General features: G+C 51.7%; 17 protein-coding genes. 3 read left to right on the forward strand and 14 right to left on the reverse strand.

The window, feature by feature from the left end; translation table 11 throughout:
- Positions 1-10: 10 nt before the first annotated feature.
- Entirely contained in the window at positions 11-946 is a 936-nt protein-coding gene (locus LZ463_RS09225) for a polysaccharide deacetylase family protein (RefSeq protein ID WP_241455334.1), read from the reverse strand.
- Positions 947-953: 7 nt separating this feature from the next.
- Positions 954-1,586 carry a hypothetical protein gene (locus LZ463_RS09230; RefSeq protein ID WP_241455335.1) on the reverse strand — a complete coding sequence of 211 codons (633 nt, stop codon included), beginning with the start codon at positions 1,584-1,586 and terminating at the stop codon, positions 954-956.
- A gap of 364 nt (positions 1,587-1,950) precedes the next feature.
- On the opposite strand from LZ463_RS09230, the gene LZ463_RS09235 reads away from it, so the two are divergent.
- On the forward strand, positions 1,951-2,724 hold the full coding sequence (locus tag LZ463_RS09235) for a VOC family protein (RefSeq protein ID WP_241455336.1): 774 nt from the start codon (positions 1,951-1,953) through the stop codon (positions 2,722-2,724).
- A gap of 9 nt (positions 2,725-2,733) precedes the next feature.
- On the opposite strand, the gene LZ463_RS09240 is transcribed toward LZ463_RS09235, so the two are convergent.
- From LZ463_RS09240 to LZ463_RS09265, 6 genes are all read right to left on the reverse strand, one after another.
- A complete protein-coding gene (locus tag LZ463_RS09240) occupies positions 2,734-3,435 on the reverse strand; it encodes an aspartate/glutamate racemase family protein (RefSeq protein ID WP_241455337.1) in 702 nt (233 codons plus the stop codon).
- A 1-nt stretch (position 3,436) separates the two neighbouring features.
- Complete coding sequence (locus tag LZ463_RS09245; protein ID WP_241455338.1) at positions 3,437-3,916, reverse strand: SRPBCC family protein; 480 nt, start codon at positions 3,914-3,916, stop codon at positions 3,437-3,439.
- Positions 3,909-4,250 (reverse strand): ArsR/SmtB family transcription factor, encoded by a 342-nt coding sequence (locus LZ463_RS09250; protein WP_241455339.1) that lies wholly within the window; start codon positions 4,248-4,250, stop codon positions 3,909-3,911. The genes LZ463_RS09245 and LZ463_RS09250 overlap by 8 nt, the downstream gene beginning before the upstream one ends.
- Positions 4,251-4,305: 55 nt before the next feature.
- On the reverse strand, positions 4,306-4,815 hold the full coding sequence (locus tag LZ463_RS09255) for a hypothetical protein (protein ID WP_347176252.1): 510 nt from the start codon (positions 4,813-4,815) through the stop codon (positions 4,306-4,308).
- Between the two features lie 447 nt (positions 4,816-5,262).
- Positions 5,263-6,462: an acyltransferase family protein gene (locus tag LZ463_RS09260; protein ID WP_241455340.1), complete on the reverse strand. Its 1,200-nt coding sequence runs from the start codon at positions 6,460-6,462 to the stop codon at positions 5,263-5,265.
- A 90-nt stretch (positions 6,463-6,552) separates the two neighbouring features.
- A complete protein-coding gene (locus tag LZ463_RS09265) occupies positions 6,553-7,419 on the reverse strand; it encodes an AraC family transcriptional regulator (RefSeq protein ID WP_241455341.1) in 867 nt (288 codons plus the stop codon).
- A 381-nt stretch (positions 7,420-7,800) separates the two neighbouring features.
- Here LZ463_RS09265 and ilvE point away from each other — a divergent pair, with 381 nt between their 5' ends.
- Positions 7,801-8,793: a branched-chain-amino-acid transaminase gene (ilvE, locus tag LZ463_RS09270; RefSeq protein WP_241455342.1), complete on the forward strand. Its 993-nt coding sequence runs from the start codon at positions 7,801-7,803 to the stop codon at positions 8,791-8,793.
- A gap of 114 nt (positions 8,794-8,907) precedes the next feature.
- On the opposite strand, the gene LZ463_RS09275 is transcribed toward ilvE, so the two are convergent.
- The 4 genes from LZ463_RS09275 to LZ463_RS09290 form a co-directional block, all read right to left on the reverse strand.
- Complete coding sequence (locus LZ463_RS09275; protein WP_241455343.1) at positions 8,908-9,330, reverse strand: PaaI family thioesterase; 423 nt, start codon at positions 9,328-9,330, stop codon at positions 8,908-8,910.
- A 91-nt stretch (positions 9,331-9,421) separates the two neighbouring features.
- Positions 9,422-12,571, reverse strand: a complete 3,150-nt coding sequence (locus LZ463_RS29205; RefSeq protein ID WP_241455344.1) for a S9 family peptidase — start codon at positions 12,569-12,571, stop codon at positions 9,422-9,424.
- A gap of 252 nt (positions 12,572-12,823) precedes the next feature.
- On the reverse strand, positions 12,824-13,405 hold the full coding sequence (locus LZ463_RS09285) for a 3'-5' exonuclease (RefSeq protein WP_241455345.1): 582 nt from the start codon (positions 13,403-13,405) through the stop codon (positions 12,824-12,826).
- 71 nt (positions 13,406-13,476) lie between these two features.
- Positions 13,477-14,385 carry a LysR family transcriptional regulator gene (locus LZ463_RS09290; RefSeq protein ID WP_241455346.1) on the reverse strand — a complete coding sequence of 303 codons (909 nt, stop codon included), beginning with the start codon at positions 14,383-14,385 and terminating at the stop codon, positions 13,477-13,479.
- A 183-nt stretch (positions 14,386-14,568) separates the two neighbouring features.
- Here LZ463_RS09290 and LZ463_RS09295 point away from each other — a divergent pair, with 183 nt between their 5' ends.
- A complete protein-coding gene (locus tag LZ463_RS09295) occupies positions 14,569-15,564 on the forward strand; it encodes an aldo/keto reductase (protein WP_241455453.1) in 996 nt (331 codons plus the stop codon).
- A gap of 33 nt (positions 15,565-15,597) precedes the next feature.
- Here the strand turns inward: LZ463_RS09295 and LZ463_RS09300 are convergent, their stop codons facing one another.
- A complete protein-coding gene (locus LZ463_RS09300) occupies positions 15,598-15,858 on the reverse strand; it encodes a hypothetical protein (protein WP_241455347.1) in 261 nt (86 codons plus the stop codon).
- A complete protein-coding gene (locus LZ463_RS09305) occupies positions 15,851-18,334 on the reverse strand; it encodes a GGDEF and EAL domain-containing protein (RefSeq protein WP_241455348.1) in 2,484 nt (827 codons plus the stop codon). Before LZ463_RS09305 ends, LZ463_RS09300 begins: the two co-directional genes overlap by 8 nt.
- Positions 18,335-18,358 lie beyond the last annotated feature (24 nt).

Raw genomic sequence — 18,358 nt, forward strand, 5'->3', positions numbered from 1 at the left:
AGTCCGTCTTTTACTGCCCTTGCTTCTTCAAGGCCTCGATTTCAAAGTCACCATCATCAACCAGCCTCTCCCAGCCTTCAAATTTTGCTGGAAGTAAAGACTTTGCCATCGACAATAAAAGACTCTGACCAGTAGCGGTATTCCTGGGAGTCAACTGGTACACCGTATCAGTAAATGCCGCCGCCGGTGTTGTGAACTTCCAGCCCATGTCCTTGAACTGGGCGATGACATCACCAAGCCACAAGGCATTGATAAGATTGTGGTGTATCAGCATGACCTGCGGAATGTCACGTCCCTGCAATGTGAATGCCAGTTTGCGGTAGGCTTCCGCACGCTGGCGTATGTGGGACAGATAAGCCTGTTTAATCGGCGTAACGTCAGCCTGCGGATTCTTTTTCAGCACAGCAATCAGCTCTTCATTCAGGCGCCAATCACTGGTATCAAGACTGACATAGGCATTGCGATAATTTTGCTGCTTGAGAAACTGGCGCATGCCATCAATTTTCTCGGGTGTTTTACCTTCACGCAAATACGTAAAGCGATACCATTTCTGATACCCGGGCAAGGTGCTGATGATCTTGTCACAGTCGAGGATTTCTTTCTGGTAATCGGCTAAACTGACTTTTTCGCTATTGAGGTCAGGATGGGTCATGGTGTGATTACCGATTGCGTGCCCTGCATCACCCCATGCCTTTGCCAGAGCATAACCTTCTGGCCGGTCTGCACCGTTGCCTGCCGTCACAAACAGGGCGGCTGACACACCGTACTTGCTCAGAGCAGCAAGTATGGCCTGATTGCGCTGCTGCGGACTGAGCATGGGAGTTTGCTCCAGCTGCGGACCATCATCCATGGTCAGGGCCAGGGTCTGTGCGCGGACGGACGCTGTCGTCAGTACAGCAAACAACAAGATGACTTTTAAAAACGATTTGTCAAATGCTCTAGTCATACAAAAATCAGTCAATTTTGTAGCCATTATCTTTTACAGCTACTTCTTTAATGTCTAACAGCATGAATTGCTGACCGTTCCATTGATAGAGTGCAGGTTTCTCACTGTTATCGTGGGCAATCGCGATCAGCTGCTTCTGGTTCGATGCTGCATCATAATTCCACTCGAATGCGGCACCCAGCAAGGTTTGCAAGAGCTTGTATTCACCTTGCACCATACCGTAGACATTCATTTGTTCAACCGCCGCCCCCTGTTGCATGGCGACGATGAACAGTGGTTTTCCAGCATAGCTAAATTCGGTGTGCAGATGCAGTCGTGGATTATAGCTATCAGAGAATTGCAATTCGGATACCTCGCGCCAGACCGCCTTGTCTTTTTTCAGGATACTTACGGTGGTCAGTGCGTCGCCCTTTTGTCCGGCGCTTTTTTGCTTGTCCATACGGCTGGACCAGGTCATCACCTTCCAGTCCTCTGCGATAGTCAGCATGGAATAATTTTCGTAACCAGCCAGATTCGCTTTATTCAATGCAGGAAAAGTGGATTGTTCAGTGCTGGCAGGAATGTCGGTCTTTTCAGTGCGCTGACACGCTGCCAGGGTGAGGACCAAACACAGGGGAAGAAAACGGTTGCGATAAGACATGTATTAATCATCAAAAACTTTTCCATCTATTCATTGGGCTTATGCCTGACTAAAGATATCCAAGTGAAGAAGTATATTTACCTAAAGTAATAGAATAACATTAAGTGTCAAAAATAGATGGCAAGACTACAATATGAATTGTAAGCAGCTGTTATTTTCATTTCCTGTCCTCTGTTGCCTCCACTCTGAACAATGCTTGTTTTTCAAATTATTTTTTTGCTGACAATGCCGCGTCTCTACGCATTCAGGAGCATATAATCATGTCACCCTGCGTCGGTTAATACTGCAGGTTTTCATTCTTCTGGCTGATCCGGATCAGCTTTGATGTCAAGCATGCAGTCTTCAACCACAAGGAGTCATCAGCATGAGTATTGTCACATCCCATGAACCCGGTGCATTTTGCTGGGTAGAACTCGCCACCAATGACCAGAATGCGACAAAACGGTTTTACGGCGAACTTTTTGGCTGGACAGCCAATGATCAGGACATGGGGCCTGAAGGCGTGTACACCATTTTCCAGTTGAAAGAAAACGACGCCGCGGCAGCATATACCCTGCACCCGGAACGTCAGGCTGGCATACCACCACACTGGATGATTTATATCTCAACCAGGGATGCGGATACAACCGTCAAGCAAAGTGTGGAGCTCGGTGGCGAAGTCATCCTGCCGGCGTTCGATGTGTATGACCTCGGTCGCATGGCAGTCCTGAAGGACCCTGCCGGCGCTTTTCACAACATCTGGCAACCTGGCAAAAATACCGGCATGGGTGTAAACAATGAAGATGGCGCTTTCTGCTGGGGTCAGCTCAATACCAGCGATACTGCAAAAGCAGAAGCCTATTACACCGCCCTGTTTGGCTGGGGCGCGCAAACCGGGACTGGCGGCGGCATGACCTACACGGAATGGCAGCAAAACGGCACACCCATAGGCGGCATGATGGCCCTGCCCGACAGCGCCATGGCGCCATCACACTGGCTGGCATATTTCAGTGTGGCGAACTGCGACAATAGCGCAGCCAAGGCCCAGTCTCTGGGTGCAACAATCTATGTTCCGCCCAGCGATATTCCTGGTACCGGCCGCTTTTCAGTCCTGGCAGACCCGCAGGGTGCCGTGTTCGCGCTGTATCAACAAAGCTGAGCCAGCAGTTCACCCGGCTTTTCTGTTGTGATCCAGGTAAGCAATAGCGCTCGCTACGCCTAAGCTGGGGCTGGCCAGTACCGGCAGCCCCAGATCAGCCAGTTCATCTGCAGCAGCAGCCATTGACGCCTGTGCCAGCACTACCACATCAACATCACCCATGTGTACCACTTGCCTGAGGTTTGCGATGATATCTTGCAGATAGGCCGAGCGATCGCCGCTCATGAAATGTAGCCATGCACTACTGACCAGCAGTTCACGAATGTCAACAGCCTTACCCGCTCTTCTCGCAGACTCCGCCAGCAGTTCACGGGTTGGCAACAGCGTGCTTTCCAGGGCTGCCACCATCAATATGCGCGCACCGAGCTTCACTGCCTTGTCTGCCATGGCGCGATCTATCCTGGCTGTGGCAAAGTCTGCGTGCTGTCCCATGCTTTCAGCTACTGCGCCTATGGTAGAGCAGGTACAGACCACCAGACGGGAACCACTCTTGCCAGCTTCATGCATTGCCGCCTGTATGCGCTGACCAAGAGCAGCATCAATACCCCCTGCCCGCTGTGCATCTGCCAGCAAACAGGCGTCAACATGGTGATGGACTTTTAAACCTGGCGAGATGGTCTGAACCAGATTCTCAAATGTCGGGATATGAACTGCTGACGTATGCAGGAAAGCCAGTTCGTGCCGAACTGATAACGATGTCGGTTCTGCCATGTCAGTTAATACCCTTCATATGAGCAACCAGTTGATCAAGCGCAGTACCCCAACCGTGATGGAAACCCATTTCTTCATGTTTTTTCCGGTCTTCCACACTTTTGTGCAAGACCACGGCCGTGTATTTTGTGCCTGCTTCATGCGGCTCAAAAGTGATCGTAGCCGTCATGAAAGAATTGCCAGTGGGACGAAAACCTGGTCCCAGGGCATCGGTAAACACCAGTTTCTTGCCTGGCACAACTTCCAGATAGCAGCCCACATTGTCATGATCCATACCTTCAGGCGAGCGCATCACGGTACGGAAAATACCGCCCGGCCGCAGGTCGATTTCGCAATCCACGGTTTTCCATGGGGCGGGAGTAAACCATTCCAGTATATGCGCAGGCGTGGTCCAGGCCGCCCATACCAGGGCAGGTGGAATGTCGACAATGCGTTCCAGCACCAGGTCCAGTGTCCCTTCTCCTGCTTTTGCATCAGTCATTACGAGTCTCCTTGAGCGTGTTCAGATAAGTGTCCAATTGATTGAAACGTGCTTCCCAATGGCTGCGCTGCCGGGCCAGCCACTGCTCGGCTTCTTTCAATGCCTGAGGTGCCAGTTGATAGGTGCGCACACGCCCTTTTTTTTCTGAATACACCAGGCCAGAGTTTTCCAGCACCCGCAAGTGCTGGGTAAATGAGGGCAAAGCCATGTCAAAATCTTGCGCCAGCTCACTGACCTGCGCCGGCCCCCGGCATAATCGCGCCAGTACCGCACGTCGGGTTGAGTCACCCAGCGCAGAAAACAATTGATCAAGTTGCTGTGTTTGTTCGAGCATAAGCGCAATATAGCGCAAGAAAACACTTAGGTAAATACCTTTATATCAATCCTGGTCAATGATTGATTTTTTCATCCTGATGTAATTGCTTGAGGCTCTGCTCAAACGGGAAAAGCAAATCCTTGTTGTGAAGCGAGAGGTAGAGATAGATCGGTTTGAAAAACAGGTCCTGCAGCAGATAGGCATCGGGCGCCTGCTGGATCTCATTCAGCATTTTCTGTGCCAGGGTCTTGGTCATGATGCAGGCATCGCCATGTTTTCTTAATACCTTGTACGCACAATCATGCTCTGAATTGACGGCAACCAGATGGCGCAGCTCTGTATGCACAGCAATTACAGCATTGCCCCGTACATAGAACACGGTGCGATTCTCAAGGTCTGCCATGCTCTTGACCAGTAAGTTCCTGTCGTGTGTCAATACACTGAAACTCAATTGTCCGATAGCGACGGGAACGCGTACGGCTGTTGGCGCCAGTTGCTGGAAATCTTCGAAGCGCGGCAGCTCCCCTGCACTTTCGCTATCCTGCAACATCTTCAAGGCACGGCCAGGAGGATAGGCTGTCAAGGTGCAGCGCAGCCCATTGTAGGTACAGAGTTTTTCCAACAATTTTTTGGCTGCTACAAATGTGTCGCCCGCATCGGAAAGAGAAGATGTGAAATGCAAAACATCTTGCCTCGCCGGCAGTTCGCCGGCACAGGTGATACCAACAAACGCGCAGTAGTAAACCATAGCTGTTAAAAATGCACGCACACGTTGGCCTTTCAAACTGGTATTGCTCTTTTCAGAATCAAACTGATAACAACAAACATGGCTGAAAAAAGAACTGCCAAATCCACTTAACAGCAGTATTTAACAATACAGATGCAGTTACAAGACGATTTAATATAATGTTGCATAGCCAGTGAAAAACCCTGCTGCAATGCCAATAAAACCTTGATCAGGTACGGGCGCATGGCAGGGCTCTGGTGTCTCTGACATATCAATTCATCAATCAACTTGACTCATGGAGTTTCAGGCACCTGAAACTCCACTGCTCTGTGCAGCCCCATTGGAAATGACTGACCGTTGACCGCCATTCAGGAAACGCCCCAGTACCGTGCGTTGGACCAGCACTTGATAGGAGAGCAGACAAAATGTCGTGGTCAAGAACATATTGACGGCCATTCTTGCCACAGCACCCAGCGGGCTGGAATACAGCAAGATACCAAACCCCATGGTACCGAGCATGTGAACAAGATACACCCAGTAAGAACTTGCCGACAGATAGGCCAACAGCCGATTCTGCTCCGGCAGGTACTTGAGGAAACCGCCGATCAAGGCAAAGCTCCATAACCAGCTCACGCAGTTATACAGCAGAGCCATACCTGCATTGAGATACAGGTCGCTGCCCTGTACATTTTCAAATTTTTTTGACATCGCCAGAAAGACGATCAACAGGATCAGTCCGGCCAGCAGATTTTTCCAGCAATTGCGTATATAGATTTCAAATAAATCTGCCTGGAATCGATACAGATAGAAGCCAGCACAAAAGAACATGCCACTGTGAATAAACCCTGCCGCCTCCGGCATGAAAGACATGGGCGGGGTAATAATGCCGGCGCGATAAAAAGAGCCTATTGCAGCCAGGGGCAAAGCGAGAAAAATAACGCCCCACCACTTGCACACGAGATTCTTCCATACAGTTGCCAGTAAAGCTGTCAGTCTTGCCGGCATATATTTTCCCAGATACAAAAACAGGGCCAATACCAGGCAATACAGGAACAGGTAATAAATAAACCACAAATGCAGTAACGCAAACTTTGGCCGCCCGGGTACTTCAGGGATCAGGCTGAAATCTATTCCCATGGTGCCCAAAGCGGCAAGATGGGCATAGACTGCAACCAGCACTCCCATGCTGATGAAAAGCAGGGGCCAGAACACCAGGAATGGCCATACCAAACGGTGCACACGCTGCCGCAACATCGCAGTAACACCACGCCTATCCAGCAGCAAGGCAGCAAAAAAACCGGCCAGTATAAAAAATACCGGCATGCGAAACGCATGGATAAACGCGATCAACAAGTCTGCGACAACGGTGGTCTGTTGATCGCGCCAGGGAGTGGGTGAACTGGCGGTCATGTAGTTGACCGAGACATGCAATACAATGCCTAACCACATCATGGCAGCCCTGAGATTGTCGAGTGCGTGCAGACGTTGATTGACAGTGTTCATTACAATCACCAGCTTTCATTTAGTTAATCAAGCGAATCATGGCTGATTTTGACAGCCAGGGCTGGAACGACCACCGCAATCCTCTTTCTGTCACCACAGACGATACATCCAGTCACTTTCGTTTCTTTGTGCGTCGCCAAGCAATTGCTGAGGCGTACGTCCGGTTATTTGCTTGCAATCCCTGACCAGGTGCGACTGATCGGCATAGCCATGCTCGCTGGCATGGGCTGCCCAATCCGGCGGTTTCCCCTGCACCAGTTTTTCATGTATCTGCGCATGGCTGCGTTTGGCGCGCCACAGTCTGGATAAAACCAGTAACGACAAGCCGGCTTCACGTCTGGCCCGTCTTTGTACTTGACGATCCCCCACTCCAAGCAACATTGCCGCCAATTGCAGACTGAGGTTTTGCCCCATGCGCCTTAAGCGTGACCAGGGGCTTAAAGCCAAGATTTGTCCATGTGCGCCAACATAAGCCTGTACCAGCCTGCACCTCTCCTCATTGCTGTCTGCAGTACTGACATCGAGCACAAATTGTTTTGCTTCTCCGGAAAACATCTGTTCAGCATCGACAAAATTATCTTGTATCTGAGATAGATCCAGACCAAACAGGCTATGAAAAGCATCAGGAAAAAATACCGCCATAAAACTATGCCTGTCACCAAGATTCTGCGACACACCATGCAAACTCTGGCAACCAGTGAGCAAAATCCTTGGCAATAGTTGAGCACGTTCCTGACCACCCTGCTCGATCAGCCTGGCCTGACCTTCCAGCATCCAGGTAAGACAGCAAAACGGATTTGCCGGAAAACGGTTCAGGCTGTCACGTTCAGACAAATGGCACCTGCGGGTATCGCGTACCACATACATCAATACATGCTCGGCAATGACGCCGTCAGCAGGCCAGAACTGCGTCCTGGGCGATAGAAGTGGGCGGGTATCCGATGCAGATGTTGACATGCAAGAATTGTAAGCAAACAACTTATTGATGTATTGAACAATCACGACATTTCTGAAAACTTTCCGGCGACCTCAACACCTGACGTCAGGAAAGCCGTGTTTTTATGATTTGCCCCTCCCCAAGTACCAATGTAGCAACTGAAAACCTGTGCCAAAACAACGCATGGAAGGTATTTCAGAATAAAATATGCCTGTCAGAGCTTGTCGCGAAATCAAGGCCGCCAGACACCACTCTCGCAGGTCGTACCTCGGTACGCCAGGGCGGTGCAGGAAAGCCAGCTGCATTTCGCAGCACCTCTTATTATTTTTTTGCTGACTATACAGCCTACCTATGCCCTACATCAATTTTTGATGAAAATTTAAACTAATTGGAAAAACATCATGGCAAATGCAGAATTTGGAACCGTTTTTTTTAGCGAAATGACACTGGCCAGTTTTGATGGCGAAAAATGGTCGGACGCCAGCTTTGTACCTAGCGACCGCCTGCCCATGCATCCGGCTGCCCATGTACTGCACTATGCCAGCACTTGCTTCGAAGGCATGAAGGCTTTCCGTGCCAATGATGGCGCCATCAATGTTTTCCGTATCGACGACCACATCAGGCGCATGCAGAACAGCGCCAGATCCCTGTACCTGCCAGTGCCGGATGCGGCACAGTTGAAGTCGATGATTATTGACGTGCTCAAGAAATTCCAGGACCAGGTACCTGTCTTCCCTGGTTCTGCCTATATCCGCCCTACCCTGATCGGCACTGATCCGGCCATTGGCCGCGCCGCCGCACCGACACGCACCGCCCTGCTGTACATACTGGTATCGCCGGTTGGCGATTATTTTGCAGCAGATGCCAAGATGCGTGTCTTGCTTGACACCGACAACCAGCGTTGCGCCCCCCATTTTGGTAACGTCAAATCCGGCGGCAACTATGCCAGTGCACTTGGCCTGATACAAAAAGCCAAGGAAAAATACAACACGGCCCAGGTGATCTTCGCACCAAATGGCGATGTTCAAGAGACCGGCGCCGCCAACTGTCTGCTGATCAACGACACAGAAATCCTGACCAAACCCCTGAACTCAGAATTCCTGCCCGGCGTTACCCGTGACTCATTACTCAAAGCCGGCGCCAAGTTGGGTTACAAGGTTACCGAGCGCAATATCAGTGCAGATGAATTGATGGAATGGATCAAGACTGGCGAAGTTGCCCTGTCCGGTACCGCTGCCGTATTGGCGCCGGTTGGTGAAATCGTCTATAAAGATGAAACCTATGCAGTCAATGGAGGCAAGGAACCCGTCAACGCCAAACGTCTGCGCAAATACCTCAACGATGTACAACAAGGACTGGAAACAGACAGCTTCAACTGGGTCACCAAGATTTAATTATTTGTCGCACACATTTGCTGCGCACAATAGCGAGTATCACCTGCCTTGCGAAAAAAGCTGCATGCCCGAAAGCCATGCAGCTTTTTTAATCTGCGCATTGCCTGTGTCAATTCAGACTGACATTTCTACCCGCGTAAAACTCAGCACATGATGTGTCAATAATTGCGCCTGCCCATTCGCACATTCCACCGTACCATAAGCAGTCTTCTTACCCAGTTTAAGGACCTTGGCCGTACAGATGACGCCTTCTTCACGCGCACTGCGCAAAAAAGCTGTTTTCATGTCACTGGTGACCCAATGCTCGTCGAGGCCACGCAAAGTCATGATCGCCAGCCACATCGCAACGTCAGCACCGCCCATCAAACTCATACCGCTGACTATACCGCCTGGCCTTTCCAGTTCTGACTTGAAAGGCAGTAGTACGACGCACTGACCAGCAGCGCAGGATTGTACGGTGAAGTCGTAGGGACGCAAGAATTTTGAATCGGCAAGAACAGTGTTCAACTGTTCAACAGAAACACGAAGTTCATTCATCAACGATTTTCCTTGAGAGCAGAAATCACTGTAGCGACATTGATAAAAAAGAAGATGCCTGTATCAAGCATCTTCCCGTTTTTTTCACAGTCTACTCCGGTTTGGTGACACCAGACTTGAACTGCCCCATCACGTCACGCTTGCCACGTTCCAGATAGGGTACAGGCTTGTCCATCCATTCCGGCCTTGGGCTGCCAAGCAGGTAATGATCGAAGAATTCGGCCATATGCACGGTGTAATGCTTCATGTTGTCGCGCTCTTTCAAGCCGTGCTTTTCACCATTGTAATTGAACCAGTAAGCTTCTTTACCCAGCTGACGCAAGGCAGTGAAGAATTCTATGGCCTGGTACCAGGGCACTGCATCGTCATCATCATTGTGTATGGTCAGATAAGGTGTCTGCACTTTGTCGATATGGAAAATCGGGGAATTTTCTATGTATTCCGCCGTCTTGTTCCAGGGCGCCCCGCCGATACGGCTTTGCTGTTTTTCATATTGAAAGGCGCGGCTCATGCCGGTACCCCAGCGTATGCCGCCATAGCCACTGGTCATGTTGGCCATGGACGCACCGGCCTCAACCGCACGGAACATATTGGTTTGCGTGATCAGGTAATTGATCTGGTAAGCACCCCAGCTATGGCCTTGTATGCCCACGCGTTTTGGATCAACATAACCCTGCGCCAGCACTTTCTGCACTGCCGGTATCACGGCATTGTAGGCGCTCTTGCCCGGGTGGCCGGTCTTGTAGACGATGTCCGGACGCAGCACAATATAGCCGTTGCTCAGGTAGCGGGTCACATTGATGTTCTGGCCCGGCGCAGGAGGCACATATTTATGCAGATTCTCCGACATGTTTTCATAGATGTAGACCATCATCGGATATTTCTTGGCCGGGTCAAAATTCTCTGGCTTGGCCAACAGGGCCTTGAGTTTTTTTCCGTCCAGTGTGGTGTACTCAATCAACTCCTGCCTGCCCCAGTTATAGCTGGCTTGCTGTGGATTGGCTGCGCTGATTTTTTGCGGATTTTGCAAAGTCAGGTTACTGGCCCACAGGTCCGGGAATTCAACAAAACTCTGCTCGGTGAACAACACTGTGTCAGCTTTTTTTGCCTTGATCAAACCAGAAATCAATTTGTCGGCATGAATCAGCTTGACTGGTTCACCAGCCTTGGGGTTTTGCTGATAATAACCGGTTGAGCGATTGCCTTCATGCGTTGCCGCCAGTATCCATGAATCAGTTGGCAAGGCTTTGGCCTCTGCTATTGGCGAAGGCTCTTCACCCGGCATTTTTTTCTCATGATCGAGTGGTACATAGCGCAACTCAAGCTGGTGCTTGCGTCCATAACCTGCTGTCAGGTTACGGCTGACCTGTGTTTTGGGGTTCACTTCCCACAGGTCGAACTGATCGTATAGAACAACACTGGCATCATCTTCCGTCCAGCCGGCAAAACCATAAGCATCCTTGACTTCTGGCGTGTCACGTTTAGCGTCTTCAAACCTGGCTTTGATCTTTCCCGTCAGGTTGATCTTGCTGCCATCAGCGGTGGCCCAGGCAAACCAGGTACTGGTATAGGCATCAAAGGCCAGCACATATTTGCCGCCTGGTGACAGGCTAGGTACATAGCGCAGCTTTTGCGCCAGCAGACGTGCCTGCCCGGTCTGCAAGTCGACAGCATATGCATCATGGTACAGGGCATCCCATGATTGCTGCATCCTGTATGGCAGGTCACTGACACCCATGGCAAAACCGGAGTTGTCGTTAATCAGTACATTGGGGACGCCCTTGCTGGCAAGCTGGACCAGGCGCTGCTCTGCGATATGGAATACGGCCTTATAACTGCGCTGTTTTTCTTTCTCCGCCTTCACCTTTTGCATGGATTGCAGTTCAGGGTCTTTCCAATGCCAGAGGTCAACCTTGAATGGTTCTGGTGCATCCTTGGGTTCTGGTCTGGCCAGTTCTGCCGTACCAAAGAACAGGCGTTGCCCGTCTTTGCTGAAGCTCAGGCTGGCATGCTCGCTGGGCAGCCAGCCCGATGGCAAACCGGCTGTACCGGCAGTGACAATGGCTCTCGCTTCTGCATCACCGGCACGCCAGTAATACAGGTTAAAAGCAGTGATTTCTTTTTCCTTATCGGCTTCGCTCTGTTTTTTACCAGACTTGTCAGCTTCGGCCCGTTTTTTTGCCAGGTCATCACGATTGCTGACAAAGGCCAGTTGACGACCGGCTTCATCAAAATTCAGATGCCGGTAACTGCCAGCGCCACTCATGACAGCGCGTGCCGTTGTATCCTGCGGGCTGATGATGGCGACACCACCGCTGTCCTTGCTGTCCTTGCTGTCCTTGCTGTCCTTGCTGTCCTTGCTGTCCTTGCTGTCCTTGCTGTCCTTGCTGTCCTTGCTGTCCTTGCTTTCCTTGCCTGTTTCCTTGCCAGTTATGCTGAAAGCCAGCAACTCACCGTTCTTGGCCCAGGCAAAATCCGTGACATCCTTATAGCTGTGGCGCTTGCCGTTGGCAACATCGATGAACAGGAATTCTGAACCAGTTTCTTTTTTCTTGGCAGCGCTGGCAGAACTGGTCGTAACCTGCTGATCCTCATCCAGGCCTTCATCCTGATCATCATCCTTGGCAGCAGCCTCGCTGTCTTTTTTAGCATCCTTTTTCACTTCTTTTGGCGCTTCCAGCAACACTGCCAGGAAATTACCGCCCTCTTCCGGCCAGGCAAAACGTTTTACCCTGTCCTGGCTTTCCACTTTACCATTGCTCAGGTCCATGAAGCCCATGCCAGGCTTGGGCAAATCATCGCCCTTCTTCTTTTCTTTCTTGGCCTTGTCCAGTTCTGCACGCGTAGGAGCAATAGCAAAAGCCAGGTAGCGGCCGTCAGCACTGAACACAGGACCGGTACCGCGCGGCGACCGCCATTCGCGGCCGTCCTTGAGGTTTTTCACCACGACTTCGCCATCTGACTCTTGCCCGACCAGTGCATACGCTGCCCAGTTGCCATCACGACTCAGCACACTGCCCTGAATGCTGCGCCAGTTGGCATATACATCATGGGTAATCGCCTTTTTTGCTGAAACAGGAACCGTCGCCTGGGCCGCCTCTGTCTGCAAAGTAGCGGCCTGAATCAAAGGTGAATAGCTGCCATAAGCCAGGCAAACATACAACGCTGCCGTACTCAGGCGACGCAAACCGGACGCCGGGCGGAAAGAAAGAAAATCGGGGGAAACTTGCGCGCTGGACACCTGGACAACCTTTCAACGAGAGAAAATACGATTTCCGGAACAAACCGAACTGAACTAACATCACTTAATTGTAATGTTAAAGACCTTATATTCGACAAAAAATCTATGGATTATTGACATTGCAGCGCAGCAATAATATCAACCCGGGGGAGGTAAACCCCGGCGTTACATCACTCGCTTGCCATGCCGGTCCTTGGTTTCGCTCACAACAATGAGGAAACCTTAGCTCTGACCATCAATCACAATTAAGGTTCAGGTTTGTCGGTTTGCCAACCATTTGCGATAAACCAGCAGGGCCACCTGGGCATCATTGGCGGCATACATGATCTGTTTATCATTCAATACTGGACTGGCCCAGTTTGAGGTAGAGGTTTTCTTGGATTTTTGCAGGTTCATGCCAAAGAACTTGGCAACGGCGGCTTTGGCGCCCATGTCACGCTGCTTGCTTTCACGCAGGGCTCGGGCCAGGTCCAGCACATTTTGCGGGGTGATATTGAGTTTGATCTTAAGATGCTTGATGTCGTCGCTGAGGCCAAAACCGACTTTCTGTATCTGTTTTGATTCAAGAATGGCGCGTACAGTATCTGTATTGACTGCCTTCACCAGAGGGAACAAATAGGCGCGCGTGTCACTGGCCAGCTGTATCAGGTGAGGGCCGTCGGACTTCTGGCCCTTAAAAAATACAGGCTTGGATTCTGTATCAAAACCCAGGATATCTGCATCCTTCATGTCGGCGTAAGCCAGTTCAGCATCTGCAGGCGTCTGCACCAACAGTACATCTTTTGCCTGGATACCAGGATAAGGGGGGAGGGAAACTTCTGGTTCGTCTGTCATGACAGCATGATAATGGAAATCAAGAGAATGAAGGAAAATGCATGCCAAATAACTTTCAAATAATTTATCGCTTATTCAAACAATCTGGCGTTCCCGGCCATCAACTCTGTCAGCCAGTCGGCAAATACCCTGACCCGAGGCGACAACTGACGATGACGGGGGTAGAGTATGGACACCGGCATGGCAGGCGGGCGCATGCCGGGTAATACTTCGCACATGCTGCCAGCTGCAAGCTGGGCTGCCACATGGTAGCGCGGCAGCTGAATCAAGCCATAGCCTGCTGCTGCGCTGGCAGCGTAGGCATCGGCATCATTGACCGACAGCATCCCCTTCATGGGTAACAATTGCTTCTTGCCGTCGACGACAAATTCAAAATCAACATTACGTCCTGTGACGGAAGAAAAATAATTGACTGCCTGATGCTGCTCCAGATCAGCCAGAGTCTTTGGCAGGCCATGCTTTTCCAGGTAGCTGCTGCTGGCACAGGTGATTTGCGTCATCAGCGCCACCCTGCGTGCGATCATGCTGGAATCACGCAATTCACCACCACGCAAAACGCAGTCTATCCCCTCACGCACCAGATCAACCAGACGGTCACCCATGCCAATTTCGAGTTCGATCAAGGGATATCTGGCGCTAAAACCAGGCAGGGCCGGGATCACAAATGCCGTGCCAAGCGAGCCTTGCAGGTTCAGCTTCAATTTGCCGCGTGGATTGAGCAAGCTGTGGCTGAAGGCGGACTCTGTTTCTTCCAGATCTGCCAGCAGCCGCACGCAGCGCTGGTAGTAGGCATCGCCGTCAGCAGTGGTATTGACCTGGCGTGTGGTTCTTTGCAGCAGGCGCGTCCCGAGATGCGTTTCCAGCTGCTGGATACTGAGTGTCACACTGGCCCTGGGCAGTTGCAGATGTTCCGCCGCACGGGTAAAACTGGCGCGCTCCACCACGGCAACAAACACCTGCATGGCTTGAAATTTATCCATCACCTCACCAACTGAAAATTGATTTGATAATTGTTTAGATTTTTTGAATAGTAATTACAATTTTACCCCATTTATCTAAAAATTCATCACAACTACAATCACCCCATCTTCAGCAAACCTGCTGGGGCAACAACAGTGAATGGGAATATGACTATGACGATCAGCACAAACCACACCAGCAGCATAAGGACGCGTCAACTGGGCAGGCAAGGCCAGCAGGTATCGGCAATCGGTCTCGGCTGCATGGGTATGTCAGACCTGTACGGACCGGCAGACCGGGGCGAAAGTATTGCCACCATCCATGCCGCACTTGATGCCGGCATCAATTTGCTCGATACCGGGGATTTTTATGGCATGGGCCATAATGAATTACTGATACAGGAAGCCTTGCAAAACCTGCCACGTGAACAGGTCAGGATCAGCGTCAAATTTGGCGCCATGCGCGACCCCCAAGGTAACTGGATCGGCATGGACGGACGCCCTGCCGCCGTCAAGAATTCGCTGGCCTATACCCTGAAACGCCTGGGCACAGACCATATTGACGTCTACCGCATTGCCAGACTCGATACACAAGTCCCGATTGAAGAAACCATAGGGGCCATGGCAGACATGGTCAAAGCCGGTTACGTACGCCATATCGGTCTGTCAGAACTTGGGGTCGCCAACATACGGCGCGCGGCCAGCGTACATGCCATCAGTGATTTGCAAATCGAGTATTCGCTGTTTTCACGCGGCATGGAGCATGAGATATTGCCGGTCTGCCGTGAACTCGGCATCGCCGTTACGGCTTACGGTGTCTTGTCGCGCGGCCTGCTCAGCGGACACTGGAGTGCTGAACGCAATGCCAGCATACAGGATTTCCGCAGCATCAGCCCGCGCTTCCAGGATGGCAATCTGGAGCGTAACCTGGCCCTGGTGGAAGCCTTGCGCAGTATTGCTACCAGCAAAGGCATCACGGTAGCGCAAGCCGCCATCGCCTGGGTGCTGGCGCAAGGCGAAGATATCATCCCTCTGGTTGGCGCCCGCCGTCGTGACCGCCTCAGCGAAGCACTTGGAGCGCTTGATGTGGAATTCAGCCCCGCAGAACTGCAGGCAATCGACGCAGCCATACCGGGCAATGCAGTGGCAGGTGAACGCTACAATGCGCATGCGATGGCCGCACTGGATAGTGAGCGCTGATAGCTGATCATTGGTAAAGCTGGTGCGGACTGTCTAATTCCCGGTCTCGTCAGCCAGTTTGATGGCAGCAGTTTTCGTCGGGTCTATCCGGCGTCTGCGCGGCTTGCTGGTTGACAGCAGTTCCATGATCAGCGCCTGTCCGTCGGGCAGGGAGACTGCCAGTTTCTCCTGCCCTTCATGGATGAAGTGATACACGGTGGCTGTGCCGACAGCTGCGGATTTTTCCAGGGTTGCCGCCTTCAGCAATTCCGGGATTTCTGTCACCTTGCCGGTGCGCCAGATCAGTTTAGCCATTGACATGCTCACGGTAACGGGTGGCAAAGCCTGCTGCGTCCATTGGACGGGCAAAATAATAGCCCTGCACCTGGCTGCACCCCATATTGCGCAAAAGTTCAGCCTGCTCTTTCTTTTCCACGCCCTCTGCCACCACGCTCAAGCCCAGGCTCAGCGCCATCGCGATGATGGCGCTGGCAATCGCCGCATCATCAGGGTTTTCGTGAATGTCGTTGATGAAGGATTTATCGATCTTGAGTTCGTCGATAGGGAAGCGCCGCAGATAAGACAGGCTGGAATAACCAGTACCAAAATCATCCAGCGAGATCGACAAGCCGAGGTTTTTCAGGGCGCGCAAGGCAACCAGGGTACTGCTGACGTCCTGCATCACCATGCTTTCAGTCAGCTCCAGCGTGACATGACCTGGGCTGGCGCCGGTCTCGGCAAAAATGGCGGCGACACGTTCAGACAGATCCTCTTGCCGGAACTGGCGTGGCGACATATTGATGGCTATCTTCAAGTCCCCCAGACCGGTATTTTTCCAGCTGACTTGCTGACGGCAAGCTTCGGCCAGCACCCATTCACCGAGCGGCAGGATCAGCCCAGTCTCTTCCGCCAGGGGGATGAATTCTATGGGGTGGATCAGACCTATCTGCGGATGATGCCAGCGCACCAGTGCTTCTGCACCGATGATGCGGCCACCGCTCAGCTCTATCTTTGGCTGGTAATGCAGGGTCAGTTCATGGCGCTCCAGCGCCCGCCGCAATGCCCCCTCCATATTCAGTCGGCTAATGGCAGTCACCCCCATCTCGGGTATGAACTGGCGCACACTGTTACGACCATGTTCCTTCACGCGGTACATGGCAATATCGGCATAGCGCAACAGGATTTCGCCATGATCACCGTCACGTGGATAGAGCGATATGCCTATGCTGGCGGTGACGAATACATCATGCCCGTTGATTTCAAAGGGTCGCGACAATGCGCCCAGGATTTTTTCAGCAACGATGTCGACGTCACCGGTCTCGGGCAAGTCTGTCAGGATGATGACGAATTCATCGCCGCCCAAACGGGCAACCGTATCGGTCTCGCGCACACAATGGCTGAGCCTGTGCGCCACCTGCTTGAGCATGGCGTCGCCGGCGCCATGACCGGAGGCATCGTTGATCAGCTTGAAGTGATCAAGATCAAGCAGCATCAGACCTACTGACAGGTCCTGTCGCTTGGCCCAGGCAATAGCCTGGGTAATACGGTCATTCAGCAGATTACGGTTCGCCAGGCCAGTCAGGCTATCGTGGGTGGCCTGGTATTCCAGCTCTTTCTGGTAATTGATGCGCTCGCTGACATCATTGATGACACTGACAAAGTGTGTGGTGGCTGCCCCCGTCGCATCCTTGACGGGCGAGATATGCAATTCATTCCAGAATTGCGTACCGTCCTTGCGGTAATTGCGTAACAAGGCGCAGCCGGGTCGTTTTTCCCTTAAGGCAGTACGGATCTCTTCCAGGTCAGGCTGCGCCAGGTCTTCCCTTACCAGAAAACGTCCCTCACGGCCTATCACTTCCTGGGCTGTATAACCAGTGATTCTTTCAAACGCCGGATTCACATAAACGATGGAATGATCATTGTCGTCACTGCGGGTAATCATGATGCCATTGCTGCTTGACACCAGCGCTTGCTCACGCAGGAGCAGGGCTTGTTCGACTTCTTTCAGCTGGAACTTGCTGTCGGTGATGTCCTGCTTGACGGCGACCAGATGGGTGATCTGACCTTCGGCATTGCACAAAGGGCTGATGATCTGTTTTTCCCAATAGGTACTGCCGTCCTTGCGATGACTGAGTACCTCCCCCTGCCAATGCTCCCCCACCTTAAGCGACTTGATGATACGCATGACTTTTTCATCTGCCGGGTCGCCGGAGTTCCAGAAGATATGCTTGCCCAAGGCCTCGGATAGCTGATAACCGGAAATACGGCAAAAACTGTCATTGCCGTATTCCAGCTCACCATCTGCACTGGTAATAACGACGGCAAACGGACTCTGCTGGACGGACAGAGCCAGCATCTCCATATTGTCTTGCAGGTCATGATGTTCATGGGTGGTGCTCAGCGCATGTATGGCTTGCGCCAGTTCATCGGCAAAACGGTTCAGGACGTGGCTGGCATCACTCGTTTTTGTCAGGTCAAATTCAGCACCGACACGTAATGCTGCCAGTGCGTGACCATATTGCTTGAGCGGTAAAACCAGATATTGGATAGTGGAACTCGCCGGTGTATCGCTGCGAAAACGATAGACTTCTGACTTGTCGCCCAGGTCCAATTCAATTTCAGCACACAGATAACCAGCCCTTTGTACCAGAATGCGACAAAAACCGCGCAGCATGTCGGGTAAATCGGTCGCATACCAAAGGCAATGAGACAACTCTCCGAGCAAGAGATACCATTCCTCCAGTCGTTGCGTCTCTGCATCCAAAGTCAGTGTTTGGTCGACAATAGCCATTGCTTTGCGGTCTCCTGTTCAACG

The organism is Undibacterium paludis, from assembly GCF_022568815.1.
Classification (GTDB): domain Bacteria; phylum Pseudomonadota; class Gammaproteobacteria; order Burkholderiales; family Burkholderiaceae_D; genus Undibacterium.